This window comes from Pseudomonas fragariae (ex Marin et al. 2024) (assembly GCF_059621105.1).
The window spans coordinates 4,382,329-4,398,010 of the sequence record NZ_CM184369.1 but is presented as its reverse complement, the minus strand read 5'-3'; the positions used below and the strand labels follow the sequence as shown (position 1 = coordinate 4,398,010).

15 protein-coding genes are annotated in these 15,682 nt (G+C 60.3%); 11 read left to right on the top strand and 4 right to left on the bottom strand.

Features of this window, described 5'->3' with window-relative positions; genetic code table 11:
* Positions 1–113 precede the first annotated feature (113 nt).
* From cysM to AC54XV_RS19005, 5 genes are all read left to right on the top strand, one after another.
* The gene (gene cysM, locus AC54XV_RS19025) at positions 114–1,016 is read left to right on the top strand and encodes a cysteine synthase CysM (protein ID WP_003407727.1); all 903 of its coding nucleotides are present in this window, start codon (positions 114–116) and stop codon (positions 1,014–1,016) included.
* Complete coding sequence (gene rlmD, locus AC54XV_RS19020) at positions 1,016–2,371, top strand: 23S rRNA (uracil(1939)-C(5))-methyltransferase RlmD (RefSeq protein WP_024640383.1); 1,356 nt, start codon at positions 1,016–1,018, stop codon at positions 2,369–2,371. The genes cysM and rlmD overlap by 1 nt, the downstream gene beginning before the upstream one ends.
* Before the next feature lie 156 nt (positions 2,372–2,527).
* Positions 2,528–4,771 carry a GTP diphosphokinase gene (gene relA / locus AC54XV_RS19015; protein ID WP_011268592.1) on the top strand — a complete coding sequence of 748 codons (2,244 nt, stop codon included), beginning with the start codon at positions 2,528–2,530 and terminating at the stop codon, positions 4,769–4,771.
* A gap of 113 nt (positions 4,772–4,884) precedes the next feature.
* Positions 4,885–5,718 carry a nucleoside triphosphate pyrophosphohydrolase gene (gene mazG / locus AC54XV_RS19010; protein WP_011268591.1) on the top strand — a complete coding sequence of 278 codons (834 nt, stop codon included), beginning with the start codon at positions 4,885–4,887 and terminating at the stop codon, positions 5,716–5,718.
* Positions 5,719–5,748: 30 nt separating this feature from the next.
* Positions 5,749–6,288 carry a DUF2058 domain-containing protein gene (locus tag AC54XV_RS19005; protein ID WP_003407712.1) on the top strand — a complete coding sequence of 180 codons (540 nt, stop codon included), beginning with the start codon at positions 5,749–5,751 and terminating at the stop codon, positions 6,286–6,288.
* 78 nt (positions 6,289–6,366) lie between these two features.
* On the opposite strand, the gene AC54XV_RS19000 is transcribed toward AC54XV_RS19005, so the two are convergent.
* The 4 genes from AC54XV_RS19000 to purM all read right to left on the bottom strand — a co-directional run bounded on the left by AC54XV_RS19000 (position 6,367) and on the right by purM (position 9,728).
* Complete coding sequence (locus AC54XV_RS19000) at positions 6,367–6,546, bottom strand: hypothetical protein (protein ID WP_002554613.1); 180 nt, start codon at positions 6,544–6,546, stop codon at positions 6,367–6,369.
* A gap of 751 nt (positions 6,547–7,297) precedes the next feature.
* On the bottom strand, positions 7,298–8,011 hold the full coding sequence (locus tag AC54XV_RS18995) for a DUF3108 domain-containing protein (RefSeq protein ID WP_003369623.1): 714 nt from the start codon (positions 8,009–8,011) through the stop codon (positions 7,298–7,300).
* Between the two features lie 8 nt (positions 8,012–8,019).
* A complete protein-coding gene (gene purN / locus AC54XV_RS18990) occupies positions 8,020–8,670 on the bottom strand; it encodes a phosphoribosylglycinamide formyltransferase (protein ID WP_003404287.1) in 651 nt (216 codons plus the stop codon).
* Positions 8,670–9,728, bottom strand: a complete 1,059-nt coding sequence (gene purM, locus AC54XV_RS18985) for a phosphoribosylformylglycinamidine cyclo-ligase (protein WP_011268588.1) — start codon at positions 9,726–9,728, stop codon at positions 8,670–8,672. The genes purN and purM overlap by 1 nt, the downstream gene beginning before the upstream one ends.
* A gap of 341 nt (positions 9,729–10,069) precedes the next feature.
* On the opposite strand from purM, the gene AC54XV_RS18980 reads away from it, so the two are divergent.
* From AC54XV_RS18980 to AC54XV_RS18955, 6 genes are all read left to right on the top strand, one after another.
* Positions 10,070–11,173: a DUF2066 domain-containing protein gene (locus tag AC54XV_RS18980; RefSeq protein ID WP_496717126.1), complete on the top strand. Its 1,104-nt coding sequence runs from the start codon at positions 10,070–10,072 to the stop codon at positions 11,171–11,173.
* A gap of 39 nt (positions 11,174–11,212) precedes the next feature.
* The gene (locus tag AC54XV_RS18975) at positions 11,213–12,286 is read left to right on the top strand and encodes an AI-2E family transporter (RefSeq protein ID WP_003404282.1); all 1,074 of its coding nucleotides are present in this window, start codon (positions 11,213–11,215) and stop codon (positions 12,284–12,286) included.
* Positions 12,287–12,502: 216 nt separating this feature from the next.
* Complete coding sequence (gene hda / locus AC54XV_RS18970; RefSeq protein WP_003369632.1) at positions 12,503–13,207, top strand: DnaA regulatory inactivator Hda; 705 nt, start codon at positions 12,503–12,505, stop codon at positions 13,205–13,207.
* Positions 13,201–13,965 (top strand): NAD-dependent deacylase, encoded by a 765-nt coding sequence (locus tag AC54XV_RS18965; RefSeq protein ID WP_162886629.1) that lies wholly within the window; start codon positions 13,201–13,203, stop codon positions 13,963–13,965. Before hda ends, AC54XV_RS18965 begins: the two co-directional genes overlap by 7 nt.
* A 75-nt stretch (positions 13,966–14,040) precedes the next feature.
* Positions 14,041–14,769, top strand: coding sequence for a C40 family peptidase (locus AC54XV_RS18960; protein WP_011268584.1), 729 nt, complete (start codon positions 14,041–14,043; stop codon positions 14,767–14,769).
* Positions 14,770–14,858: 89 nt separating this feature from the next.
* On the top strand, positions 14,859–15,404 hold the full coding sequence (locus AC54XV_RS18955; protein WP_003369637.1) for a C40 family peptidase: 546 nt from the start codon (positions 14,859–14,861) through the stop codon (positions 15,402–15,404).
* Positions 15,405–15,682: the final 278 nt, after the last annotated feature.

The window sequence follows — 15,682 nt, the reverse complement described above, 5'->3', positions numbered from 1 at the left end:
GAAAAATCGGTGGTTATTCTTTTTGGGAATAAGCAGCGCACTTTGCGTGATATGGGCTTTGGCCGTTTGCCGTTATGATAGGCACCCCCCGCAGTCTGGATTGCGAAGACGCCATGACCCTGCAGTATCAAACCATTGCCGATTGCGTCGGCAACACCCCGCTGGTGCGTCTGCAACGCATGGCGGGTAATACCAGCAATACCCTCCTGTTGAAACTCGAAGGTAACAACCCCGCTGGTTCGGTAAAAGACCGCCCGGCCTTGTCGATGATCACCCGCGCCGAGTTGCGCGGCCAGATCCATCCGGGTGACACGCTGATCGAAGCCACCTCCGGCAATACCGGAATCGCGCTGGCCATGGCTGCGGCGATCAAGGGCTACCGTATGATTCTGATCATGCCGGACAACTCCAGTGCCGAACGCAAGGCCGCGATGACCGCCTATGGCGCCGAGCTGATTTCGGTCAGCAAGGATGACGGCATGGAAGGTGCCCGTGATCTGGCCGAGCGCATGCAGGCCGAAGGCCGTGGCAAGGTGCTCGATCAGTTTGCCAATGGCGACAACCCCGAGGCGCATTACACGTCCACCGGTCCGGAAATCTGGCGGCAGACGGGCGGTACCGTGACCCATTTCGTCAGTTCGATGGGCACCACCGGCACCATCATGGGCACCTCGCGCTACCTCAAGGAGCAGAACCCCGACGTGCAGATCGTCGGTCTGCAACCGATGGAGGGCGCTTCGATCCCCGGTATTCGCCGCTGGCCGCAGGAATACCTGCCGAAAATCTATCAGTCGGACCGTGTCGACCGCATCATCGACATGGGCCAGAGCGAAGCCGAAGACACCATGCGCCGCCTCGCTCGCGAAGAAGGCATCTTCTGTGGCGTGTCGTCCGGTGGCTCGGTCGCCGGGGCATTGCGTATTTCCCGTGAAGTCGAAAACGCCGTGATTGTGGCGATCATCTGTGACCGAGGCGACCGTTACCTGTCGACCGGCGTCTATGATTCGCCCAACTGATGGCCAAGCATGAAAGAGGTTTGCGCTTTCAGCCTGCGGGCGGCGTTAAAACCGTACAGATTCCTGCCGGTAAAAAGCAGCGGCTGACCATTGAGCGGCTGTCCGACGACGGTCGCGGTATCGCCTTTCTCGAGGGTAAAACCTGGTTTGTCGCCGGCAGTCTGGCGGGCGAAGAGGTCGAGGCGCGCGTACTTAATGCGCGCGGCAAGGTCGTCGAGGCGCGCACCGAGCGGGTGTTCACTGCCAGCGCCATGCGTCGCGCTCCGGCCTGTGAGTATTTCGGTCGCTGCGGCGGCTGCAGTGTTCAGCATGTGCCCCATGAGGAACAGCTTGCCCTGAAACAGCGCATGCTCGCCGAGCAGTTGCTGCGCGTGGCGAACGTGGTGCCGGATGAATGGGCGGCACCTTTGAGTGGTGCCGAGCTGGCCTATCGCCGACGCGCGCGGGTCGCGGTTCGCTGGGATGCCAAGGCCAAAAGGCTGGATGTGGGGTTCCGCGCAGCCGCCAGCCAGGACATCGTCAGCATCGAACACTGTCCAGTGCTGGTACAAGCCTTGCAACCGATCATGAATGAGTTGCCTGGCATGCTGAAAAGTTTCAGCAAGCCGCAGGTGCTGGGTCACGTCGAGCTGTTCAGTGGGGTTGCGACTGCCGTGTTGTTGCGCCACACCGCGTCGCTTGCCGAGGCCGACCTGGCGCTGTTGCAGGCGTTTTGCTCCAGGCACGACGCGCAGCTGTGGCTACACGGCGAAGGCGAGCCGCAACCGGCCAGCCCCGGCGATACGCTGGGCTACCGGCTGGAGCCGTGGAACCTGCAACTGGCCTGGCGACCGGGAGATTTCATTCAGGTCAACGCGGCGGTCAATACCGCGATGATCGAGCAGGCCCTGCAATGGCTGGCGCCTGCAAAAGATGAGCGTGTCATGGATCTGTTCTGTGGTCTGGGCAATTTCGCCTTGCCACTGGCGGGGCTGGCCAGGGACGTGGTGGCGGTCGAAGGCGTTGCGACCATGGTCGAGCGTGCAGCCGTCAACGCAATGAGTAATGATCTGCACAATGTGCGGTTTTTTCAGGCGGATCTTTCCCAGCCGCTGACACAGGCCGACTGGGCGGCAGAGGGGTTTTCTGCGGTACTCTTGGACCCACCGCGTGACGGAGCCTTTGAAGTGGTCCGCCAGATCAGAAAGACGGGGGCCCGGCGACTGCTTTATGTTTCATGCAACCCGGCAACTTTGGCTCGTGACGCGGTCGAACTGATCCGTCAGGGCTACCGATTAAAACGTGCCGGAATCCTCGATATGTTTCCTCAGACGGCGCATGTCGAGGCGATGGCTTTATTTGAAATGAGTAAGTGAGCGGCGTTCACTGGAACGAGTTCGTTGCTGACAAGGAATCTCATTTAATCCGACTGGCCCGCGAATGCCGGTCCTTGCTTGCCCGGCAAGTGGCATTCGCTCAGAAGGCTGGCGACTGATGGCGCTATTCATCGCGCCGTAGGGAAGGTAAGCAGCATGGTACAGGTGAGAGCGAACCAGCCGATAAACACAGACGGCAGTATCAATCTCGACGCGTGGCTCGATCATATTGTCAGCGTCGACCTGGTCCTGGACCGGGAAGTCATGAAAAAGGCCTGTGAATTTGCCCGGGAAGCCGAGCAGACCGACAAGGCTCACAAGAATCATTGGGCAGAGGGCACCTCCAGTTTCCAGACCGGTCTGGAAATCGCGGAGATCCTGGCTGACCTCAAGCTGGATCAGGACTCGCTGGTCGCTGCGGTCATTTACCGTGGCGTGCGTGAAGGTCTCATTGCGCTGCCGGACGTCGAGCAGCGCTTTGGCGCAACGGTCGCCAAACTCATCGACGGCGTGCTGCGCATGGCCGCGATCAGCGCCAGTCTCAGCCCTCGTCAGTCATTGGTGCTCGGCAGTCAGGCGCAGGTGGAAAACCTGCGCAAGATGCTGGTGGCGATGGTCGACGACGTTCGCGTTGCGCTGATCAAGCTGGCCGAACGTACCTGCGCGATTCGTGCGGTGAAGAATGCCGACGACGAAAAACGCAACCGTGTGGCTCGCGAAGTCTTCGACATCTATGCACCGCTGGCTCACCGCCTGGGTATCGGTCACATCAAATGGGAGCTGGAGGACCTGTCCTTCCGCTACCTGGAGCCCGATCAATACAAGCAGATCGCCAAGCTGCTGCATGAACGCAGGCTGGACCGCGAGCGCTTCATCAGCGACGTCATGTCTCAACTCGATAACGAGCTGCAGGCCACCGGCGTGACCGCTGACATCAGCGGCCGTGCCAAGCATATCTACTCCATCTGGCGCAAAATGCAGCGCAAGGGCCTGGCGTTCAGCCAGATCTATGACGTGCGTGCGTTGCGTGTGCTGGTCCCGGAAATGCGCGACTGCTACACCGCGCTGGGTATCGTGCACACCTTGTGGCGGCATATTCCCAAAGAGTTCGACGATTACATCGCCAACCCCAAGGAAAACGGCTATCGCTCGCTGCACACCGCGGTGATCGGGCCGGAAGGCAAGGTGCTGGAAGTGCAGATTCGCACCCACGCCATGCATGAAGAGGCCGAGCTGGGCGTTTGTGCGCACTGGCGCTATAAAGGCACCGACGTCAAATCCGGCTCCAATCATTACGAAGAGAAGATTTCCTGGCTGCGTCAGGTGCTCGAATGGCATGAAGAGCTGGGCGACATCGGCGGTCTGGCCGATCAGTTGCGGGTTGATATCGAGCCTGACCGCGTCTACGTCTTCACCCCGGATGGCCACGCCATCGACCTGCCCAAGGGCGCGACACCGCTGGACTTCGCCTATCGGGTGCACACCGAAATCGGCCATAACTGCCGGGGTGCGAAGATCAATGGCCGCATCGTACCGCTCAACTACAGCCTGCAGACCGGCGAGCAGGTCGAGATCATCACCAGCAAGCACGGTACGCCGAGCCGCGACTGGCTGAACTCGAACCTGGGCTACATCACCACCTCGCGTGCGCGGGCCAAGATCGTTCACTGGTTCAAGTTGCAGGCTCGCGACCAGAACGTCGCCGCCGGCAGAACCCTGATCGAACGCGAACTGGCGCGCCTGGCGTTACCGCAGGTCGATTTCGACAAGCTGGCGGACAAGGCCAATCACAAGACCGCCGACGACATGTTTGCGGCATTGGGCGCGGGCGATCTGCGTCTGGCGCAACTGGTCAATCTGGCTCAGCAGCAGGTTGAGCCTGATCGCGTCAATGAACAGCTGGAGCTGATCCCGCGCAAGGCCACCGGCTACAAGCCCGGCAAGCGTGGCGATATTCAGATTCAGGGCGTCGGCAACCTGATGACGCAGATGGCCGGCTGCTGCCAGCCGCTGCCGGGCGATGCGATCGTCGGTTATATCACTCAGGGGCGTGGCGTCAGCATTCACCGTCAGGATTGCGCTTCGGTGCTGCAGCTGGGCGGTCGCGAGCCCGAGCGGATCATTCAGGTCAGTTGGGGGCCGGTGCCGGTACTCACCTATCCGGTGGACATCATCATCCGTGCCTACGACCGTTCCGGCTTGCTCCGGGACGTCACCCAGGTGCTGCTCAACGAGCGGATCAACGTGCTGGCGGTCAATACCCGTTCGAACAAGGAAGACAACACAGCGCTGATGTCCCTGACCATCGAGATTCCGGGTCTGGACGCGCTGGGGCGGTTGCTGGGGCGCATTTCCCAGTTGCCGAACATCATTGAAACGCGCAGGAACAGGACGCCCTAGGGGCAGCTATAAGCTATAAGCTGCAAGCTGCAAGCTAAAGCTAAAGCTAAAGCAGATTGCGGTGGCTTCTAGCTTGAAGCTTGAAGCTAAACCGCTGCGACCGAAGGAAGCCTATGTACACAGTTCAAGACCTGCTGCACCTCATGGCCCGGCTGCGTGATCCGCAGTTCGGCTGTCCGTGGGACCTGAAGCAGACCTACGCCAGCATCGTGCCGCACACGCTGGAAGAAGCCTATGAAGTGGCTGATGCCATCGAACAGGGCGACCTCGACCATCTGAAGGGTGAACTGGGAGACCTGCTGTTTCAGGTGGTCTTCTATGCACAGTTGGCCAAAGAGGAAGGCCGGTTTGAATTCGACGATGTGATCGACGGTATTACCCGCAAGTTGCTGCGTCGCCATCCGCACGTGTTTCCGACCGGCGAGCTGTACGCGCCGGCAGAAACGCCGCGCCTGACCGACGAGCAGGTCAATCGTCGTTGGGACGAAATCAAGGCCGAGGAGCGTGCCGAAAAGGCCGGTGTGCCCGAGCAGTTGTCGCTGCTCGACGACGTGCCCCGGGCCTTGCCCGCGTTGAGTCGTGCGGCCAAACTGCAGAAGCGTGCAGCGCAAGTGGGTTTCGATTGGCCTGCGGCCTTGCCGGTGGTCGACAAGGTGCGTGAAGAACTCGATGAAATTCTCGAGGCCATGGTCGACAATGACGCCGAGGGCATCGCCGAGGAAGTCGGCGACCTGCTGTTCAGCGTCGTCAACCTGGCCCGACACCTCAAGGTCGACCCGGAAACTGCGCTACGCTCGGCCAATAGCAAATTCGACAGACGCTTCCGATTCATTGAACAGGCTTTGCGTCACCTGCAGCGTCCTATCGAAGCGTGCTCGCTCGAAGAAATGGACGCGTTGTGGGGCGAAGCCAAACGTCAGGAAAAGAGCACACCCGGCTGCGGCTGAGTGTGCGGTAACGGTATAAGTGAGTAGACAATGAGCCTTTCCCTTCGCGATCAGTTGCTCAAGGCAGGTCTGGTCAACCAAAAGCAGGCCAAGCAGGTCGGCAAAGAAAAGCAGAAAGAGCAGCGTCTGGTGCACAAGGGTCAGGCTCAGGCCGATGACTCGCAAAAGCGTGCGGCCCAGGAGGCCATGGCCGAGAAGGCCAGGCGTGACCAGGAGCTGAACCGTCAGCAGCAGGAGAAGGTCGAGCAGAAAGCCCGTACCGCTCAGGTCAAGCAACTGATCGAAGTGTCGCGCCTGCCCAAGCTGATCACCGAGGATTACTACAACTTCGTTGACGACAAGAAGGTCAAGCGCATCCCGGTCAACGCCATGGTGCGCAACAAGCTCAGCAGCGGTTCACTGGCCATCGTTCACCACGGCGGCGGTTACGAGATCATTCCGCGTGAGGCTGCGCTGAAGATTCAGGAGCGTGACCCGCGTCGTATCGTGCTGCTCAACACCCCGACCGAAGCGCCGGATGCAGACGACCCGTACGCGGCGTATCAGGTGCCTGACGATCTGATGTGGTAAGCCCGCGGCGCGGTCATTGCGTTGTCAAAACAAAACCCGCATTCAGCGGGTTTTGTCTTTTCCTGTTCTGAGAATTGTTCAGTGGTTGCCCTGGCTTTCCAGCGCTTCCAGCTCTTCCTTATAGCGAAGGGCATCGGACTCAACGTGGAACATGCCTACCAGTTGGTCCTGTTGGTGCACATCCCAGATCTGGATGCCGTCGGCAACGGCTTCGTGAGAGAGGTGGGCGTCGTCGCGTTCAGTAACTCTGACAGTCATAGTAGTAAGCTCCTGACTTTGATGGCCTTGATGGTCAGGCCTCTGGATACTGCGGCGATGTGTCGCAGGACTCTTTTATAGGATTTGTTAGCTGCCTAAGTAAATAGCCTGTTCAGGTTCCCCAGTGGTCAGAAACTGATCGATCTTCTGCAGCCCTTGCATGGCGAGGCTTACAGCGCGGTGGTGGCAAAATGAAGGATGTTTCATGTGCTTCGAGGCTGTCCGAACGCACGTGAAAACGCCGTTCCAGACGCTCCGCGTCCTCGTGACGACGCAAAGCGTCGAGACCTGCATTCCCACGCAGGAGCGTGCGGAACGATCATCGCAACTATCGTGCGGCGCTCCGCGTCGCATGCCTTTCCTGACGCTCCGCGTCCTCTTTTGCGACGCAGAGCGTCGAGACCTGCATTCCCACGCTGGAGCGTGAGGAACGATAACCTCAACTATCGTGCGACGCTCCGCGTCGCATGCCTTTCTGGACGCTCCGCGTCCTCATTGACGACGCAGAGCGTCGAGACCTGCATTCCCACGCTGGAGCGTGCGGAACGATAACCTCAACTATCGTGCGACGCTCCGCGTCGCATGCCTTTCTGGACGCTCCGCGTCCTCTTGACGACGCAGAGCGTCGAGACCTGCATTCCCACGCTGGAGCGTGAGGAACGATGATCGTAACTATCGTGCGTCGCATGCCTTCAGCCAATAAAAAGCCCCGCTGAAAAGCGGGGCTCTGTGGTGCGGGCGGTCAGGGCAATCAGCTGCCTTTGACGGCCTTGCCGTTGACGGTGCCGTCCAGCAAGACGATGTTGTATTCCTTGCCGTCGGTTTCGACCTGTTGCAGGCGGACCAGCAGGTAATCCCAATCCTTGGCGAACCACAGCACGGTGGTGCGCTTGCTTTGCGTCGGGTCACGTACGCGCTCGACCTTGATCGCATCGACCTGGCCTGTCTTGGTGGTGACTTTTTCCGAACCCAGCACGCGGAAGTCGTAGGTGTCTACTTCATCACCGTCGACAACCTGATAGCTCATGCTCTTCTTGCCCTCAGCGATGTCATGTTGCAACGCCAGCTGATAGGTGGACTTGTCGAGAATGCCACGGTTGAGCGGCAGCTTGATCGCATCGCCACGGTCGGTGCCGGTGACGAACTTGGTGTTCCAGTCGAACGCCAGATCGACCTTCTTGGATTTGCCCAGGCCGCTGCGCTCGAAATTGTAGGTCTGTGGCAGCAGGGTGTCCTTGTCGACCTTCAGTGTGCTGACTTCAGTCAGGCTGGCGATCATCATCGAGGCCTTGAAGCTCAGGGTCCAGGTGCCATTGGCGCCGGCTTCCAGGCTGCGTTCAGCCGTGCCGCTCATGGGCAGTTGTTTCCAGTCGGCGGTGTAGCTCGCGGAGAAGGGTTGAAGGTCTGCGGCCTGTACGGCAGGCAATGCGAGCAGAGCGAAAGCGAAGAGCAGAGCGCGACGCATAGTATCTCCTAATGTCGAATCAGATGGCCGCTGGCCGGGAGTAACTGGCTATCGAGTAACGCACCTTGTTCACCAAGGCTCAGTCGGCCTTCGGCAAACCAGCGAATGGCCAGTGGGTAAATACGGTGCTCTTGAACATGGACCCGTTGCGCGAGCGTTGCGGGCGTGTCGTGCAACTGTACCGAAATAACTGCCTGTACGACCAGTGGGCCGCCATCGAGTTCCTCGGTAACGAAATGCACGCTGCAGCCATGCTCGGCGTCGCCGGCCTCCAGCGCACGCTTGTGCGTGTGCAAGCCTTTGTAACGCGGCAGCAGGGAAGGGTGGATATTCAGCAGACGGCCATGATAGTGGCGAACGAACCCTGCGCTGAGAATGCGCATGAACCCGGCCAATACCACCAACTGTGGCTGAAAGGCGTCGATCCGTTCAATCAGCGCTGCATCGAAGGCCTCACGGCCGTCGTACGCGGTGTGATCCAGTACGCAGGTTTCGATGCCTGCGTCCCGGGCGCGTTGCAGGCCGAACGCATCTGCGCGGTTGGATATCACCGCGCGGATGCGGACGGGGCTGGCCCCGTCCTTGAAGCTGTCGATCATCGCTTGCAGGTTGCCGCCGGTGCCGGACAGCAGCACCACGACTTCGCAGATGGCTGGCATCAATGCGCCTTGAGGTTTTTCAGCTCTACTTGTGCGGCGCCTTCGGCAGCGCTGGCGATCTGGCCGATCACCCAAGGCTGCTCGCCTGCGTCACGCAGTACTTTCAGGGCCGCTTCGACGTGCTCCTGAGCGACGCAGATGACCATGCCAACGCCGCAGTTCAGCACGCGGTGCATCTCGTTTTCCGCAACGTTGCCTTGCTGCTGCAGCCAGTCGAACACAGCCGGACGCTGCCAGCTGGCGACGTCGACCACAGCCTGAGCGCCTTGCGGCAGTACGCGTGGGATGTTGTCGAGCAGGCCGCCACCGGTGATGTGGGCCATGGCCTTGACCGCGCCGGTTTCCTTGATCAGCTTGAGCAGCGGCTTCACGTAGATGCGGGTCGGTGCCATCAGCAGTTCGGTCAGCGGTTTGCCGTCCAGCTGGATGTTTTCGATATCGGCACCTGCCACCTCGATGATCTTGCGGATCAGCGAGTAGCCGTTGGAGTGCGGGCCGGACGATGGCAGGGCGAGCAGGGCATCACCGGCAGCGACTTTCGAGCCGTCGATGATCTCGGCCTTTTCCACCACGCCGACGCAGAAGCCTGCCAGGTCGTAGTCTTCGCCTTCGTACATGCCCGGCATTTCAGCGGTTTCACCACCCACCAGCGAGCAACCGGCCAGTTCGCAGCCGGCGCCGATGCCGGTGACGACCTGAGCAGCGGTGTCGACGTTGAGCTTGCCGGTGGCGTAGTAATCGAGGAAGAACAGCGGTTCTGCACCACAGACCACCAGGTCATTGACGCACATGGCGACCAGATCGATGCCGATGGTGTCGTGCTTGTTCAGGTTCAGCGCCAGACGCAGCTTGGTGCCCACGCCGTCAGTGCCGGAAACCAGAACCGGTTGCTTGTAGCCGGCCGGGATTTCGCAGAGGGCGCCGAAGCCTCCCAGGCCGCCCATGACTTCCGGACGCTTGGTGCGCTTGGCGACGCTCTTGATGCGTTCGACCAATGCTTCACCGGCGTCGATGTCTACACCGGCGTCTTTATAGCTCAGGGAGGGTTGCTTGCTCATAGAAAATCCAGGCCTTTAGGGGGGATTCGGAGGTATCGACCGCTGCGTTAGGGCCCGTTCAGCACCGCGCTGTCATGCGGTGGTAATGTTGGGGCCATGGCGATTGCCGGTCTGCGAAGGCGCGCGATTTTATCAGGCTTGCTCATCAGGGGCCATCCTTGCGCCGACAACAGGGCGGTGTTGCACCAAATAAACTCAACCCGGCGGCCTGTGAGTGCGAGCCTGGACGTTTAAGGTGTACTTTATGCGCGAACTGAATGATGGGTGGGCTCACGTCTGTCCCAGACTTGCATACCTGCTGAAACAGCTTCTTTTCACTTTTTTCCGTTCGGGAACTGTCCATGCGTTTTTCCAGAATTCTTCTAATCGGCTGTCTGTCCCTGATCAGCCTTCCCAGCCTTGCCGAGACGGTCAGCAACCTTTATCAGGTCCGCGAACCGGTCAATGGCCAGTCGCCCGATGAGCGCACGCGGGCCACGCAGGCCGCCGTCGACACCCTGGTGCTGCGCCTGACCGGCGACGCCAAGGCCGTGCAGGGTTCGGCCATCGCCGCGCTGCGCAAGGACCCGCAGCAGATCATCAGCCAGTACGGTTACGAGGCCGGACCGCCGGAGACCCTGCTGGTCGACTTCGATCCGGCAACCACCGAACGCGCGTTGCGCGATGCGGGTCTGTCGATCTGGGGCAACAATCGTCCGTCGATTCTCGGCTGGTGGCTGAATGATTCGGTGGAAGGCTCGAATCTGGTCGGCGACGGTCAGGCCGCCGCCGAACCCTTGCGCCAGGCCGCTCAGCACCGCGGACTGCCGCTGCGTCTGCCGCTGGCTGATTTGAGCGAGCAGGGCATCGGTAATGCGAAGACCCTGGAGGGCACTGACCCTGCACCGCTCAAGGAAGCCTCCGAGCGCTATGGCGCCGACGCGATACTGGCTGTGCATGCTAAGGAAGATGGCGGTCAGTGGCAGGGCAAATGGCGCTTGTGGCTGGGTGATCAGCGTGAACAGGGCAGCGCGACCGGCGCCAGCTCCGAGGCGCTGGCCGATGCTGTGCTGCTGTCGGTAAGCGAGCGTCTGGCGCCGCGCTTCGTTGCCAAGCCCGGTGCGTCGACCGGCATGCTGATCCAGGTTCAGGGCATGACGCTTGAGCGCTATGCGCAACTGCTTCAGTTACTCGAACCGTTCGGCGTGCGTCTGAGTTCTGTCGAAGGCGACAAAGTGGTGTTTGAGGTCAGCGGCAGCACCGATCAGCTACGCTCGCAGTTGTCGCTGGCCAAACTGCAGGAAGTGCCCGCAGCCGAAGCAGCCGCTACCGCAACGCCGCCTGCTGCGCCTGTCGATGCGACTGCGCCGGTTGCGCCAGCCAATGGAGCTGCTGCTGTTCCGGCACCTGCGCCCGCACCGATGATTGTTCCGGCGTCCGCGCCACAACTTTATTTCCGCTGGTAATCCGGCAAGAACGCTTTTCCATTGGCTTGAGGGATGTTGATGACTGATATGCGGCGTTGGTTCTGGATCGGCGGGCTGGCCTTGCTGGTCGCGTTCGTGGTGCTGTTGCACCCAATCCTCACTCCCTTTCTGGTGGCGTTGTTATTGGCCTACATGGGCGATCCGCTGGTGGATCGCCTGGAGCGTGCCGGACTGTCCAGAACCCTGAGTGTGGTGGTCGTGTTCGGGCTGTTCACGCTGGTGCTGATGGCATTGCTGCTGATTCTGGTGCCGATGCTGGCCAAGCAGTTGTTCCGTCTCTACGAGCTGGCGCCGCAGATTCTCGACTGGCTGCAACACGCGGCATTGCCGTGGGTCCAGGCCAAGTTCGGGCTGGCAGACGGGTTCTGGAAGTTCGACAAGATCAAGGCAGCCATCTCCGAGCATATGGGCCAGGCCGGGGACATCGTCTCTATCGTGCTGTCCCAGGCTACTGCGTCCAGCCTGGCGCTGATCGGCTGGCTGACCAACCTGGTGCTGATTCCCGTGGTGTGTTTCTACCTGCTGCGCGACTGGGACATCATGACCGGCAAGATTCGTGGCCTGCTGCCGCGTCAGCGTGAAGCGCAAATCGTCAAGCTGGCGGGCGAGTGCCATGAAGTATTGGGCGCGTTCATACGCGGTCAGTTGCTGGTGATGGTCGGCCTTGGCGTGATCTACGCGGCCGGTCTGATGCTGGTCGGACTGGAGCTGGGCCTGCTGATCGGCGTCATTGCCGGTCTGGCGGCCATCGTGCCTTATATGGGGTTCGTGATCGGTATCGGTTCTGCGCTGGTGGCAGGGCTGTTCCAGTTTGGCGGTGACCTGTACCCGATGATGGGGATCGTGGCGGTGTTCATGATCGGTCAGGCCCTCGAAGGGATGGTGCTGACGCCCTTGCTGGTCGGTGATCGCATCGGCCTGCACCCGGTCGCGGTCATTTTCGCGATTCTGGCGGGTGGCGAGCTGTTCGGTTTTACCGGCATTCTGCTGGCCCTGCCGGTGGCGGCGGTGATCATGGTGCTGGTGCGGCACATGCATGATCTGTACAAGGACTCGGAAATCTACGCAGGCGCGGAAGATCCGGAGCTGTAAGGTCGACGCAAGCCTCTTCGCCGCCCGGTGAAGAGGCTCATGCCTTGAGGGTATGCGCCCCTTCAAACGCCCCGTACTGGGCGGCGCTTCACTCACCCTGACGCAAACCTTTGATTTTGCTTGAGGTCTGTCGCATTGTGCGACCAGCGTCACGGGTATAAACTTTGCGCTCTTTACACAGAGGCCCTTGACGGTTTGCATGAGCCGTTAGTCAGCATGAAACCGATTCAGCTGCCCCTGAGTGTGCGTCTGCGTGATGACGCCACTTTCGTCAATTACTATCCAGGCGCCAACGCCGCTGCACTCGGCTATGTCGAGCGGCTGTGCGAAGCCGACGCTGGCTGGACCGAAAGCCTCATCTATCTGTGGGGCAAGGACGGGGTAGGGCGCACGCACCTGCTGCAGGCTGCCTGCCTGCGTTTCGAACAGTTGGGCGAGCCTGCGGTGTATCTGCCGCTGGCCGAAGTCATAGATGAAGGCATCGAGCTGTTCGATCATCTGGAGCAGTACGAACTGGTGTGTCTGGACGACCTGCAGGCGATCGTCGGCAAGCCGGACTGGGAAGAAGCGCTGTTTCATCTGTTCAATCGCCTGCGTGACAGCGGCCGTCGTCTGCTGATTGCCGCGTCCAAATCGCCCCGCGAACTGCCGGTAAAGCTTCCCGACCTGAAATCGCGCCTGACCATGGCGCTGGTGTTCCAGATGCGCGGGCTGTCCGACGAGGACAAGCTGCGTGCCCTGCAACTGCGTGCTTCACGGCGCGGCCTGCACCTGACCGACGATGTCGGGCATTTCATCCTGACGCGTGGTACACGCAGCATGAGCGCGTTGTTCGAATTGCTCGAGCGCCTCGATCAGGCGTCACTCCAGGAAAAGCGCAAGCTGACCATTCCCTTCCTTAAAGAGACCCTCGGGTGGTAGATCAGGCGCTGTTGATGCAGACGGCGGCTGCCTTGCGCCATGCAAAACGGATTCTGGTGATCACCGGGGCGGGGCTGTCTGCCGATTCGGGGCTGCCGACCTACCGTGGCGTGGGCGGGCTCTACAATGGCAAGACCGACGATGGCCTGCCTATCGAAATGGCCCTGTCCGGGCCCATGCTGCGTCGTGATCCTGAGCTGTGCTGGAAATACATCGCCGAACTGGGCAAGGCGTGCCTGGGTGGCGAGCCGAATGTCGCGCATTACGCCATCGCCCAGTTGCAGCGCATCAAACCCGAGTGCTGGGTACTGACCCAGAACGTCGACGGTTACCATCGCGCGGCAGGCAGTCCGCCGGAGCGCCTGATCGAAATTCACGGGCAACTCTCGCCACTGTTTTGCCAATCCTGCGGTGCTGAGGATTCGCAATTGAGTGAGCACTTGCGGCGCCCTTTGCCCCCCTTATGCCCGGCATGTAGTGGCATTTTGCGACCGTCCGTCGTTCTTTTTCAGGAAATGCTTCCCGAAAAAGCGCTGGAAACACTGCATGAACAGCTGGCTAAAGGCTATGACGCAGTGTTGAGTATTGGCACCACCGCAAGCTTCCCCTACATTCACGAACCGGTCATTCGCACCAGGGTTTCCGGGGGTTTTACCGCAGAAATCAATCCACAGCCGACGGATCACAGCGCGCAGATGGACGTCTTTTTGCCGTACCGCGCGGCACATGTCATGGCCGAACTCATAAGTCACATCTAGTTCGATTGAATTTGCAAATCACCTTCATAAAAGGCATAGTCTCGCCATCTTAACTAGTCAGCCACGGTTGTGCCCATGCAAGTTGTTCGCTTCGCACCCCTCGTGCCTCTCGCACTCGTTACATTTCTCTTCGGTTGCTCGGCCAATATGCCGGTCGCACAGCAGGAACAGGCCCAGCCAGTTCCACGCTATCAGAGTGCAATCAACGCCAATGCCCAGTCCGCAGCCCGTCGTGCCGACGCGGCAGTCCTGCAGGACGAGCTCGCTACCGAAGACGAACTGTCCCAGTTCGCTGATAACAAGTCTTACCAACTGCCGGCCCTGGCCGACAGCATCCTGGAGCGTGGCAAGTCGCTGATCGGCACCCGCTACAAGTTCGGCGGCACGTCGACCTCTTCGGGTTTCGATTGCAGCGGCTTCATCGGTTATCTGTTTCGCGAAGAGGCCGGCATGAGCCTGCCACGTTCCACGCGTGAAATGATCAACGTCAACGCACCTCTGGTAGCGCGCAATAAGCTTCAGCCGGGTGATGTGCTGTTCTTCAGTACTCGCGGTCGTGGTCAGGTCAGCCACGCAGCGATCTACGCCGGTAATCGGCAGTTCATCCACTCCAGCAGTCGCCGCAGCGGCGGTGTGCGAATCGACAGCCTCGATGACGCCTACTGGAGCAAGACCTTCATCGAGGCCAAGCGGCCTCTGGCGATGGCCCCGGGTACTGTTGCAGTAAAATCGACACCTGAAGTAACGCAGACAACGGCGATGACTTCGACTACAGTCAAGACCGCGCCCAAGCGGCGTAAATAAATAGAACGCGCAGCACAAGACCTTCGGGTCTTTCTGCGTTTTTGAGCTTCTCGGCAGCGTAAGCCGCATCCGGATAGGTTGTTGTGGTTATGTCGATTGCGTTGCGCCTGTTAGTCATCTCTGTTGCTGCGTTGCTCGGTGCCTGCGCCAGCGCGCCGCCTCCGCCCAAAGCGCCCCGGATCGTTCAGCGTCCGGTGGTCACTGCACCTCCCCAGATTCTTTCTCCGGCTGCCGAAGACGTGCTGTTTCGTGCGTTGGGGCTGGTTGGCACGCCTTATCGCTGGGGCGGCAACACGCCTGACTCCGGTTTCGATTGCAGCGGTCTTATAGGCTATGTCTATCGTGATGCGGCGGGCATTTCCCTGCCGCGTTCCACACGCGAGATGATCGTGATGGGCGCACCGAATATTCGTCGCGAGCAATTGCAGTCAGGTGATCTGGTGTTCTTCGCCACGTCGGGCGGTTCGCAGGTGTCCCACGCCGGGATCTACGTCGGCGAAGGCCGCTTCGTGCATGCGCCGGCCACCGGCGGCACGGTCAAGCTCGACAGCCTCGACAAGCCTTACTGGCAGAGAGCCTATCTCAACGCCAAACGCGTGATTCAGCCGTCCAGCCTGGCGCAGAATCGGCCTTAAGCGCTTCGCGCTGATTGCTCTGCGCGCACTCAAGAGCGTCCAGAACTGCATGCCCACGCCCACGCGGAGCGCTCAACGTTACTTTAGATTCTGGCCGTAGGCCGTAGGAGCGAACTTGTTCGCGAAAGGGCCGGTATGATCGCCGAAAATGCATCTTCTGAAACACCGCCTTCGCGAACAAGTTCGCTCCTACGCCCTTCGGGCAGAACCCTGAAAGGCACGTATTCCGGGCTCTCCAGGGCTTGTGTGTAACGCCGAGTGCTGGAGCGTAGGGAACG